Consider the following 12,437-nt stretch of genomic DNA (forward strand, 5'->3'; position numbering starts at 1 on the left):
TAAAACCCTATTTTCTAGAAAACGATGCTTCAACTGTGTTCAATATTAATACACTTATTGTAAAGGATCCGTACAGCTGTAACAAAAGATCCTGTTTTCAAAAACGAACATTATTAAACTACAAATCAATGAATTCCAAAACACCCACAATAAAACATTGGGAAAATTAAAATCCATTTAGCTTTTCAAGCCCAATATCCTCCCATCGTCTACCTCAAATCCTGGAGGTTTTTAAAATCCACCTTCAGCATTTGCTACTTCAACTTATCATAAGCCTGCTTCAGCGCTCTAAATGCATTCGACTTTACGGGCGCGAACTCTATAGCCGGGTATATGCTGCTTTCGTTTAGGCTTTCGCTGGCTGAAATGACATAAAAGAGGGCATAAAAAAACCCACCGCAATGGGTGGGTTTTTGAATTCTATTATAACAGATCTATTATTTCGGAGTCACTTCAAATGTTCCGGCACGCTTATCAACAACCACATTGTAGGTTCCTGTTGCTCCAACAAACAAAAAGTTTGGATCATCATGACCTTCGGCAACGATCAAATAATTCTCATCAAATGTAGTCAAAACGTTCCATCCATAACCAACAGGCCCCAATCTTTCTGCTCAAAGCATCTGAAAGCACCATCTTGATTAAAAGTAACCTCACCTTCCCAAATTTCATGTCCTACCCATTTTAGCTCAGTGGTGGAATCCCAGTTCCAACCATGAACTGCATCACCGGTTAGATATAATATTGGCTCTGAAACAGCTTCCATTTCTATTGTTCCTGTATTTCGATCTACTTTTAAGAAATAGTATCCAGATTCTCCTAAAAATGTAAAGTTACTGTCCTCATTTGCTCCTGGTTGAGGAGCCAGTAAATCAGTCGGATAATTCGTAAAGACATCAACTCCTCCCAAATTTGACCCCCAATCCGGTGCTGTGAAAAATCTGAAATAAGGATAATCAGAAGATGCAAAATAAGCGATTGTCTCATAAATATTTTCTTCTCCCTTATTCGCTACCTCAACCGCCTTATTTGGATCCCAACCGCCAACAGCCTCTCCAATCATGTAAATTGATGGAAAAATGGTGGAATAGGGAGACACTGAAAAACCAACTACTTCCGAAACTTTTCTTTCAGTTTGGTGATTCAATTGAGTGGTAACCCGAATCTCCACATCACTGGCTTGTTCGCTAGGTAAGCCAAGCCCCAAAGCCTCCACATTTAATTGACCATGAGTAAGTGAAACGAAGTTATCAGTCGTTATTCCTAAAGCACGTGTTTCAGCGAAATCAGTACCTGCTACCGCCATTTCAACAACATAATTCAACACTACAGACTGATCATAACTAATCTCTGACCACTCAACTTTTAATGCTTCATCGCCTTGTGTTTCTCTGGAAAGAACAATACTTGATCCTTCAAATGATTTGTCAAGTTTCGGAGCTCCAACAGTAGAGTCCTCCACAATTTTCGTCAACTCTTTCTCAGGACTACAAGACCAAGTTGTTAAGACCCCTAAGAAAATAAATATATTTAAAAAATTCTTTTTCATGATTCAAGGATTAATAATTTGGATCATTTTGTTGTGCATTAGGATTGGCAGCCAATTCTGACGCCGGAATCGGATAAAAGGCACGGTGATCAGCCAGACCACGACCATCCTTAATTCCACCTTTCCATTGCCATAAATCTTCAGCAGCTGAAGAGGTAAACTTACCCCAACGATTCAAATCCTGACGACGGTAACCTTCCCAGTAGAACTCACGACCTCTTTCATCAATCAAAAAGTTTAAAGTTAATTGAGATTCAGAAATGTTACCTCCATTACTTCCGTATGCACGGGTTCTAATTTTATTTACCAACTCAGTTGCTGTTGCTTTAGAGCCCCACCACCGCGAAGTACTGCCTCTGCATACATCATATAGGAGTCAGCCAAGCGGAACATTGGCCAGTCAGTTGCTACAAAATAAGTTTCAGTGAAACCGTTAGAAGACCCGTCTGCGTTCTTGTTTCTGAATTTAGTTACATTCAGGCCATGAACATAATTCAGTGGATCTTTCATATCCAAATCATCATAGATCGCAAGAAAAGTGGTATAATCCGTCATCTCCTTATCATCATCTGCCATTCCTCTCATGTCCTCGGTTTTTCCTCTCATATCACCAGCTGGTTGATCCTGGAACCAATCATAAATTTCACGTGTTGCATGGTTTCCTCCCCATCCGGCACTACCTGCAATCCCAACATGATTTGCATAAAAGCCATTGGTACCAGCCGATATTACATATTGCGTAGCAGAGAAGCCTTTAGTATTTTCAGGGTGCAAAGGAACAGAATGAATAATTCCTTTTGCCTCCTTATTATCAGCAGAGAACAACTTCAACAAATTTTCTTCGAAGGTATAAGCAGCATTAATCTTCTCCGTAAGTGCAATTACTTCACTTAAAGAAGTTACACCGGAAACCGGGTTATCCTCCCCAGTAAAAACCTTAGCATTCAGGAACATTTTTGCTTTCACCATCCAAAGAGTTCCTTTGTCCATACGACCATACTCTGCCATATTCGCTTCAGGAAGCAATTCTTCGATAGCATTTAATTCCTCAATTACGAAGTTAAATAACTCCTTTTCTGAAACCGGTGTTGGATAAGCCTCATTAGAGAACTCGGTAATAATCGGTAACTTTCTGTAGAAATCAAGCCCATGGTAATAAGAGATCGCACGGATCAATCTGGCTTCAGCACGCATCTGCGCAACCTGCTCTTTCAAAGATCCCTGACCTCTCTCGTCTAATTTCGCATCGCTGGATTGGGACAAGAACTCATTAGACAAGGCTATCATATAGAATAATCTATAGAACATACCAGCCACATACTGGTTATCGGCAGACCACTGCCCATTTTGCAATGGAATCAATCCACCATCACCCCAGGCATTCATGGCCTCACCGGTAGGCAATTCCTGAAGGTTCCAATAATTTCGCAAGTAAGAAGACATACCACCATCAGGAATAGTAGACACATCACTTTCATTATCATCACCTTTCTGACCTGCTACATGGTAGCCTGCATATAATTTACCCAATACCTGCTCGTAGCCGGTGATATCTTTAAAGACATCCTGCTCAAAATCCAGGTTCGGATCAATAGGATTTACATCCAAATCGCCAACGCAAGAAGAAAACATTGCAACAAAGGCGATAACAAATAATCTTTTTATATTGATTTTCATTATTTCAAAAAATTAGAAGCCAACATTAAGACCTAAAAGGAAAGTAGTCGGACGAGGATAGATATTATTATCAATACCTGAGAATACCTCTGGATCCAAACCGGAATAATTAGTGGCTGTAAGAAAATGAAACACAATATTTTAAAATATAACAGAAACAATATTGTTGTGCACTATTGGTATGGCTTGATTATTGGATATTTATCCTTTGATTGCTAAAATCTATCATTTTTGACAGAAGAAGACATTGAAGGTTATTTTACGACAATTATTTGAAAATTAAGACATACAGAATTTAGCCTTTAGTAAATCTAGAGGCTTTATTCCATTCTAAAAGGCAGCTTCTTTAAGCGGCAGATATAATTTTTTTATATCGTGTTTTTTCCTTTTTAATTTTTATTTCATTTAATCGTTTTCCTATTTTATGCAAATTATATGCTGTAATTCCCAGGGCTACATAATTTCGAAATTGCTCAGGAGATCTATTTGGACACCTATCTAACCCTCTATTCTCCAATTCATTGATGTTAGATTCTATAGCAGAGTGCGCATTTTTTAATAATTTAAAGGGTTTACTCTTTTCTTCAGCCTCTTCCGTTTTATTTCGTTTACCTAGTTTAGGCATTATCAACTGCAAATCAGGGAAAACTTCCTGAATTAACGCTTTATTTTCTTTTGAAGAAAATCCTTTATCTGTACTCCAAGATGATACTAATTGATATTTTTCTAGTACTCGATCAATAATATCCATAATCGAATCTCTGTCTGATAAATTATCCCCAAGACAATGATCAACAATAAGCCCAAATTGATCTGTTGTGACAAATAACTTTTTCCCTATTTCAATTGGGGGCGTTTCTTTCCCTTTTTTATCCATTCTGTGAAAGGAAGATAGAGGGAATAGACTTTTTCTGATGCTGGGATTTTCTCTTGGCCAATTATTCTTCGCTCCAACAAGTTTATATGTTTTTCAAACATCAACTTAAACCACTCAACTTTAATAAGAACCAACAGTGTCTTTTGGTCAATAAGCAATGCCGGCATATCTTTTTCCCAAAAATCAGCAACCTTTTTGTATAGTGATTTTGCTTTATTCAAATATGCCTGGCAAGCTTCAATTTCATTTTTAGCTTTATTTTTCCCACCTGCTGAGGTAGCTCTCCCAAAAGATCTACAGAGTGATTTTAATTTACTTGATTCGCTTTTTACTTCTCTCCAACCTTTTACTTTATGCTGTTTTGCTATTTCACCGATCATATTTAGGCATTTGCGACCAGCTTCAAAAAGTAATACATAATCCGATGGAAAAGTCGTATTTGTTTCAACAACAAAACTATCTGTTTTTAAGGATAATGGATCCGAGTCTTTTTTTTTAAATATACCATGTCCAAATTCAACAATAACAGCATTAATTTTTTTTAGTGTTTCATCATCAACCAAGCTAACATTATCATAAATATTTTGAAAGGTATATTCATCCACTGATTCACCAGCAAGACCAAGATTAATTTGTTTTCCCAGCATCCTTCGAACCAAAACGTTATAATTTGCCAAATTTAGAAGATCATCGTATGATAAATTCTGACACAATCGTAATTGAGCCAAAACAAAAACTTCCCATAATCCCATCCCTTTCCTTCCTGAAGTCTGACTAGTCCCAATGGCCTCTTGCAAAAGTTTTTCTATGCGAACACTAATTTCCTTATTCATGTAGATCGCTTGAAGAGCCCGTAATAAATTAACAATATGATCTCGTGTGTTGCTAGGAAATTGAACCTCACTTATAGGTATTGTGTTAATTTTGAGTTGTTGGGTGAATCCGCTGCGCATAGTTAAAAAAAGTATGAGTTTTGAGCCTTAAATGAGTGTTATCCGTGTATTACGATTAAATAAAAGCATTTTCTTTGACTTTTTCGAAAAAACTCATTTTCAATTATCACTAAAAATCGATGATATTAGGCCTATATAAACGATTTTAGAGTTTTCGGACAAGCACTAATTAGAGATTACAAACAGGTTCTGGCCAGTGGCATAAACTCTCATATTTGTTTTCTCCATGCCGAAGAATGAATCGAAATTGTATCCAATGGTAATATTATCCATTCTGAAAAAGTCTGCATTTTCAATCCAGTGCGAGGAGAATGCTCTCTGGTTGTCCGTATACAAAAACTGCGTATCACCAGAGTTGGCCATTTTATTAGACAGCGCCTGAGTAGTAGGGTTATACACCATGTTCCAGTTCTGACTTCCCTGAGCCACCTGATTGTAAATCTGAGCACCTAACTGCAAACGACCGCTTAAGCTCAAATCCCAGTTTTTATAGCTCACTTTAGTATTTAAACCGATCAGGTAATTAGGAACGGAGCTACCGTAGTGTACCAAATCCTCAGAGTTGATAATACCGTCTCCATTTTGATCCACATAAACCCCTTCCAAAGGATTTCCAGCCTGATCATAAACCTGCTCATATACGTAGAAGGCATTTACAGAACGACCTACGCTATTCATTTGAATAAAACGTCCATCTCCGATCTCACCCGTTGGAACACCAGCATAAGATGGGTCATCAACAGCGGTTAATTGAGTAATTTCATTCTGATTGTAAGTAAGGTTAGCACCAACTTCCCAGTAGAAATCATCCGTCATTACCGGAATACCCAACAAGTTCACTTCAAAACCCTGATTCACCAATGAACCAATGTTTGATACAATTCTGTCCGAGAGGTTTGTACCGGCAGCAACTGTAATCGTGTTGATCAAATCATTCGTAGTTCTGTGATACACATCAAAGGAACCTCTTAATCTCTGCTCCATCAACACAAAGTCAATACCCATGTTAATGTTAGTTGTTTCCTCCCATTTCAGGTTCGGATCCAAACCATTCGGACGGTATGTATTGAACCATCTGTCTCCAAAGACGTATCTTGCACCATTATCTGAAAGCGTATAAGTTGCATAACCTACATAATCGTTTCCGGAAATATCTTGCTGGCCTGTGATACCCCAACCTGCACGCAGCTTCAATTCGTTAACAAAATTACTACTTTTCAGGAATGCCTCTTCATGGATTTTCCAACCTGCAGCTACAGATGGGAAAGTACCCCAACGGTTATCCGCATTGAATCTGGAAGTTCCATCCTGACGAACAGTACCTGTTAACAAGTACTTATCAGCAAAAGTATAGTTAAATCTTCCGTAGAAAGACACTAAGTAGTTCTCTCCGGCAAATGGAAGGTCTTGCAACGGTACAGGACGTGCGTTATCAAAATCATTCTTAAAATTATGACCTTCATTTAAGAAATGCTGCCATGAATAACCACCCATGATATCGAAACGGTGCTTACCTACTTCTTTATCATACTTAGCAAACAAATCAAATACAGTATTTGACTTATCCTGAGAATAAATATACTGCTCACCAAAGAATGCTGGAGACTCATCATCAGAGTTTGCCCCGATATAGGCAAAAGAAGCATCTCTTGAAGTCCATTTCTCTCCACGGCTTTTTGCAATATCCACCCCAATATTCATATTCACAGACAAATCAGGAAGGAAGTGTAATTTATAATCCAGTCCTAAATTTCCAATGAAACGATTAACGTCAGAACGATCATCCACCTGATTTAACATTGAAACCGGGTTAGTCGGAGTAAATGCCTTTGGATTTCCACCGTTATCTAACCATTGCCAATAACCACCCCACTGATCAGTTCCAGAATAAACTGGTTGTGTTGGGTCAAAGCCTAAAGCTGCACCGATAGCACCTTCATTGGCAAATTGATTCTTCACAAAAGTTCCTTTTGTGCTTAAATTCACTTTTAAATGATCATCTAAGAAGGTAGGATTCAAGTTCAAACCTAGGGAAACACGTTCAATATTAGATGTTTCCAATACACCATTTTGATTGCTATAACCAACAGACAATCGGTATGGTAAAGCCTCAATACCACCTGAAATACTTACGTTATGGTCTGTTCCGAAAGCTGGACGATAAATTTCATCCTGCCAGTTAGTATTCGCCTCTCCCAAAGCAGCGATTGCTGAAGGATTATTCTCAATCACTGGGTTATCTACACCATACAATTTATTAACCAAACCACGGTATTCATCAGCTCCATATACCTCAATTCTGTTTGAAGTTACACCTACTGAAGCGTTAGCTGAATAATCAACTTTCACACGGTTACTGCCTTTTCCTGTTTTGGTGGTAATAATGATTACACCATTAGAGGCACGAGAACCATAAATTGCGGTAGCGGAAGCATCTTTCAAAATAGTGAATGACTCGATATCGTTCGGGTTAATGGTTGCCAATGGGTTGGCCATACCATTAATTCCATCAGAAGCTACTGGTACGCCATCTACAACGATCAAAGGATCATTGGAAGCCGACATAGAAGCCCCACCACGAATACGGATAGTAGCGCCAGCACCCGGAGCACCACCCGCTGTGGTAATCTGAACACCGGCCGTTTTACCTACGATCAAATCCTGAGGGGAAGTAATCGCTCCTTTGTTCAAATCTTCAGCGGTAATCGCTTGTACAGACCCCGTAGCATCCTGCTTTTTCACGGAACCATAACCGATAACCACTACCTCTTCCAGATTGGTTACATCCGTAGCAAGTTTCACATCAATTCTTGTTTGTGTGCCCACCGGAATTTCAGTTGGAGAATATCCGACGAATGAAACAACCAGAACATCCTGATTTGACGCCTCCAACTGGAAAGCACCATTAAAGTCAGTGATAGTACCGGAAGCAGTACCTTTGATTAGCACGTTAGCCCCAGGGATGGGCTCATTGTCCTCTGCCGATGTTACCGTCCCGGTAATCATCTTTTGTGCAAATGCTGCCACCGAAAACAAGGTGAAAAGCACAGCCAGCGAGAACGTTCTACGCAATTGGTAGTATTTTGTCATAGCTGTTGGTTGAAAATAGTTTTATTGGACTTTATTAAAAAAATGTAAAAAGTAAGTTTTGAGCATTTTTTGCGAAATAATCTGATTTCAGGTCTTTTTTTAAAAAGTTTTAAAAACAGGAGTCCTTTGTCAGTAATTATTTATACAATCTTAAAAAAGATTTAAGTCAGAATCTCCGCACGATATAGAGTATTTAGCAAAAAAAGGCCGCAATCGTTTTCGGGCAGATCGATTAAAACAATAGCAATTTTCAACACCAAGAAACCCCTGAAATGTAAATACCAGCAATAATATTGGTTGATTATTAACAATTCTTTAGTCAAAAAATGAGAACCTTCGCCTTTTCCCCTAAAAAATGAGATATTTTTAGCCTTACTGCGGATTTTTCAAAAAACCGGGAATTAATTTAACCTTAAACAATAGCCTGAGGCTCATTCCAAATTTTAAAAAAACACCTCCTTAAATTAAAATTCCAATAATAAGTCTATTCCTCTATTATCAATTTTAATATTGAGTCATTTTAAGGTTCCATAAGGACATTACTATCCGGCGCTATCAGTGATTAAAGCTCAATATTGGAAGTCTAAGAAGCGATCGGTCAAAAAATAGAAGTCCGGCTGCGGTTTCTTGACTTTAAGGGGTTCATCATTAATTCTGACATCCGGCCACAGCCGAATAAGACCATAATTTGGACTTTCGTAATATCTTCAAAAAATAGGAAGTAAAATTTCAGCCCCATCATTTGCTTAGACCGCTGCTTGTTTAAAAAAATGTATATACCCTGCGCCCCCTAAACTTGTTTTTTTTAATATCAGATAAAGTAGAATTAAAACTGAGTAATTCGCTGTTAGCTTTCGTTAGTCTCAAAAAAGAACCTGTCATCGATTTATTGCTATCTATATTACTGAAATATCAAAAACCCCAATTCGGAGAACTAACTTTCTCCTCATTCCTCTACCGCCTTGGCAAAAAACTCGAAACAGGAAGTTATTCCTTCATTTTTCCCGGCAAGTGGTAAAAAGAGGATTTAACCATTAATAACTCAGGTTATATAGGAATAGCTCAGAAACAAAAAAAACCGCCACTAGGGCGGTTTTAAAAGAAATGCGATAAGGTATTAAATGCTTATTGCGCTATTACCTCCAGTATTCCGGCAGCTATATCCATTTTCATGGAATAGGTTCCGGTGCTTCCATTGAACTCAATGTTACCATCACCTGATAATTCAGGAGATTTCACTGGGAAAGTAGCGCCACTTAGTTCTCCGTTCCAGCTACCTGCCTCAGGAACAAACTTAAACTCTTCTCCAGAGACAAAATCAAGGGTCCCCTCGAAAACGCCGTCGTAACGCTTATAAAGCTTGAATTGATCGTAGTTCGGGTTGGAAGTATCATTCCAGCCATTTTCAGAACCTACTTTATAATATATATCCTCGGACTCAATTTCTTCGAAGAAAATAGTTTGCGCGTTATCATCAACCACCAATTTTCTTACTTCAGATGAACCATTATATACAAGGTTTCCATCTCCATCTTCTGAGAAATCTGCATCTGCACCGCCTGAGAAATAGGCATAACCCAACCAGTCCTTTCCAGGTAAAAACATCTTGAAGTTTTCTCCAGCTTCAAATTCGTGAATGCCAGTGTACACTCCTTTTTCTAATTCATAGAAACGGAAAGAATCCTGATCACCGGGATCCCAACCATTACGGCTTCCAACTTTCCATCCAAACATTGGCATATCCAGATAAGGCAAAATACTTACCGCGTCAGAAGCCTCAGAAGATAAAGTTTCGTACGCAATACCATCTTCCTCGCCGCCTTCCACCATCGCATTAATGGTAAAGGAAACCTGTCCTACTTCATCAGCCCCAATGCCTAATGCCAATACGGCGCGGTTCACTTCCTCCACGGTAACGGTAAGCTCGGAAGCCTGACCAGAAACCGATTTCACATCAGCAACTGCCGCTTCGCCATTTACCTGCGCATGTGCTACTACCGTATATTTATAGGAAACATTCAATCCGTAGTCGGCCAACTCCCAGGAGAATGTTGCCCAGTCACTTTTTGCATTTTCCTTCAGCAACTCTTCCTCCACTCCTGCGAGGTCAGAAGTTTGAACCGGAGAAACGTACGCATAAGGCGTTACATTAAATGGCTTTGCCATGGAAGACAAATCATAGCCATCTACTACATCATTTTTGTCATTATACACTTTTGAGGTAACGAAAATATTCAATTCGCCTGTAGTCCCCGGCGCAATCCCTAATGCTATTGCAGCATTATTAACTGTTCCGTTTAATACCTCCGTGCTTGCCTCCGGACGGCTTACTTCCGCGATTGTGATAGGAGACTGATCTTCCACCGCCAAATTCACATAGTATTTTACCGCTAGTGACAATCCATAGTCTGCATCAGACCAGGCCACATTGTCCCATTGCTCATTGGCATCAGTAATTTCAAAACTGTTCTCAGCTTGAATATCTGTAATGATTTCTGGCGAAACAGGGTCAGAAGCCACTACATGATCATCTTCTTTACATGATGTCGACAAAATAGACAAGGCCGACAACATATAGATCATATATTTTTTCATGATGATAAAATCAAAGATTAGTAGGCCTGCCAGTTGACAGGCCCGGAAAATTAATATCCTTGGTTTTGGGTAAGGTTCGGGTTAGCCCCCAAATCTGCTGCCGGGATTGGATACAAAGCAAAATGGTTAGCAACATCAGTTCCTTCTTTGCTTCCTCCTTTAAATGGCCAGCTCATGCCCTGGGTAAATTTCCCAAAACGAATCAAGTCCGTACGACGGTGACCTTCCCAGTAGAGCTCACGGTTACGCTCCTCCAGAAGAAAGTCGTAATTCCACGAGCCATTGTGGGCTTTGGCATTGGAACGGGCACGTACCTGATTGACCAATCCTTGTGAAGTAGCCGTTACTGCTCCTGAAATTCTCAGGTCAAACTCCGCCAACATCAGGTAGGCATCTGCTAAACGGAAAACCGGAATATTGGTCGCACAAAATACGCCATCATTATTCTCTCCATCTTCTCCGTTTTGCTTCACATTCTTCCATTTTTTTACACCATAGCCCTGGGTGAACTGCTCATAAGCATCAATTTCCAGCGACTGGCCTTCCTCTTCCGTAGCAAAAATGGCACGATCTCCGGCATTATCCGCATCAAAGTTTTCCACCATGGTCTTCGTTGTACGGTTACCGGCCCAACCGGAACCAATTCCCATTTCAGCGGCATCCATTTCTCCACCGGTTGCAGCAGCAATCATATAAGTTGTGCCTCCCCAGTGCGTCATATTCAATCCATCAGACATGATCATGAAGATGGCTTCCTGATGCGTTCTTTCATTATCCGCCATAAACAATCGCTGGTAAGCAGAAGAAGCATAACCATTATCGGAACCGCCCTGCGTATATAGGGAATAACCTCCTTCAGCAATCATTTTATTCAAGTAGTTGCGTCCGGCCTGATAATAACCTTCCACTTCTCCACCTAAATAAACGGCATGGTTCAAATATAATTTTGCCAAAACCATATAGGCAGCCCCTTTGTCAGCACGACCCAACCAGGCTGTTTTCGCTGCCGGAAGCACCTCTTCCTGGCTTTCTCCATCCCCAACGATTTCCTTCAATTCCTTTTCAATAAACATGAAAAGCTCTTCACCTCTTTCCTGTGTACCTGCCGGATTTGGGAAAAATTTCCCAATCGGATCTTCTTCCGTTACGAAAGGCACCTTATTTCCAAAGAAATCTAATGCATGCCAGTAAGAATATGCTCTTAAGAAACGTGCTTCCGCTTTCCATGCAGGTAGATCCTCATAGCTTGCCGGCGCATTTTTAGCCTGACGCAGGAACTCGTTTGTGGCAGAGATCTGATAATAGATGCGGTTATACAATCCCAAAACGAATGGGTTGTTGGCCGACCAGGTCATGAATGACATCTGAGGAGCTCCCTCATCGGTCCAGGTATTCACCACTTCATCAGTAGGAAATTCCTGAGCGTTCCAGAACACCCGCCAGTATTGGGTGGCTCCTTCATCGCCTCCCCCCAGGTCACCGCCAGCGTTACCACCCTGACCTGTGTTCGCCAGACCTGCGTATAGCTTCACCAAATACTGAAAGAACTCTTCTTCGGTGTCGATGGTCGTTTTATCGTTCGGATCGATTGGTTCCAGATCCAGTTTACCAAGACAGGAAGTCAACAGGGTAGCCGCCATTAAAACCACGGCTACCATTGCTTTATTGATATATGATAATTTCATTTTGCTTCAGA

Annotated in this window: 8 protein-coding genes; all 8 read right to left on the bottom strand. The window is 40.0% G+C overall.

Going from position 1 to position 12,437, the window contains the following annotated elements; genetic code table 11:
- Positions 1 to 571: 571 nt before the first annotated feature.
- Positions 572 to 1,549: a SusE domain-containing protein gene (locus NG22_RS11820; RefSeq protein WP_053405912.1), complete on the bottom strand. Its 978-nt coding sequence runs from the start codon at positions 1,547 to 1,549 to the stop codon at positions 572 to 574.
- Positions 1,550 to 1,559: 10 nt separating this feature from the next.
- Complete coding sequence (locus tag NG22_RS17640) at positions 1,560 to 1,859, bottom strand: RagB/SusD family nutrient uptake outer membrane protein (protein WP_053405913.1); 300 nt, start codon at positions 1,857 to 1,859, stop codon at positions 1,560 to 1,562.
- Positions 1,853 to 3,226: a RagB/SusD family nutrient uptake outer membrane protein gene (locus tag NG22_RS11830; protein WP_053405914.1), complete on the bottom strand. Its 1,374-nt coding sequence runs from the start codon at positions 3,224 to 3,226 to the stop codon at positions 1,853 to 1,855. Before NG22_RS11830 ends, NG22_RS17640 begins: the two co-directional genes overlap by 7 nt.
- A gap of 346 nt (positions 3,227 to 3,572) precedes the next feature.
- Complete coding sequence (locus NG22_RS11835; protein WP_053405915.1) at positions 3,573 to 4,103, bottom strand: hypothetical protein; 531 nt, start codon at positions 4,101 to 4,103, stop codon at positions 3,573 to 3,575.
- The gene (locus NG22_RS11840; RefSeq protein WP_157601050.1) at positions 4,064 to 4,936 is read right to left on the bottom strand and encodes a hypothetical protein; all 873 of its coding nucleotides are present in this window, start codon (positions 4,934 to 4,936) and stop codon (positions 4,064 to 4,066) included. The genes NG22_RS11835 and NG22_RS11840 overlap by 40 nt, the downstream gene beginning before the upstream one ends.
- A 285-nt stretch (positions 4,937 to 5,221) precedes the next feature.
- Complete coding sequence (locus tag NG22_RS11845) at positions 5,222 to 8,146, bottom strand: TonB-dependent receptor (RefSeq protein WP_082305069.1); 2,925 nt, start codon at positions 8,144 to 8,146, stop codon at positions 5,222 to 5,224.
- A gap of 1,125 nt (positions 8,147 to 9,271) precedes the next feature.
- Positions 9,272 to 10,741 (bottom strand): SusE domain-containing protein, encoded by a 1,470-nt coding sequence (locus NG22_RS11850; RefSeq protein ID WP_053405918.1) that lies wholly within the window; start codon positions 10,739 to 10,741, stop codon positions 9,272 to 9,274.
- Between the two features lie 50 nt (positions 10,742 to 10,791).
- Positions 10,792 to 12,426 carry a RagB/SusD family nutrient uptake outer membrane protein gene (locus NG22_RS11855; protein WP_053405919.1) on the bottom strand — a complete coding sequence of 545 codons (1,635 nt, stop codon included), beginning with the start codon at positions 12,424 to 12,426 and terminating at the stop codon, positions 10,792 to 10,794.
- Between the last annotated feature and the right edge of the window lie 11 nt (positions 12,427 to 12,437).

This window comes from Persicobacter sp. CCB-QB2 (assembly GCF_001274635.1).
GTDB classification, from domain to species: domain Bacteria; phylum Bacteroidota; class Bacteroidia; order Cytophagales; family Cyclobacteriaceae; genus Persicobacter; species Persicobacter diffluens.

Bases quoted from the DNA above. Each gene is read 5' to 3' on its own strand.
- NG22_RS11820 (WP_053405912.1), bottom strand. From the start codon at position 1,549: ATGAAAAAGAATTTTTTAAATATATTTATTTTCTTAGGGGTCTTAACA.
- NG22_RS11830 (WP_053405914.1), bottom strand. From the start codon at position 3,226: ATGAAAATCAATATAAAAAGATTATTTGTTATCGCCTTTGTTGCAATG.
- NG22_RS11835 (WP_053405915.1), bottom strand. From the start codon at position 4,103: ATGGATAAAAAAGGGAAAGAAACGCCCCCAATTGAAATAGGGAAAAAG.
- NG22_RS11840 (WP_157601050.1), bottom strand. From the start codon at position 4,936: ATGAATAAGGAAATTAGTGTTCGCATAGAAAAACTTTTGCAAGAGGCC.
- NG22_RS11845 (WP_082305069.1), bottom strand. From the start codon at position 8,146: ATGACAAAATACTACCAATTGCGTAGAACGTTCTCGCTGGCTGTGCTT.
- NG22_RS11850 (WP_053405918.1), bottom strand. From the start codon at position 10,741: ATGAAAAAATATATGATCTATATGTTGTCGGCCTTGTCTATTTTGTCG.
- NG22_RS11855 (WP_053405919.1), bottom strand. From the start codon at position 12,426: ATGAAATTATCATATATCAATAAAGCAATGGTAGCCGTGGTTTTAATG.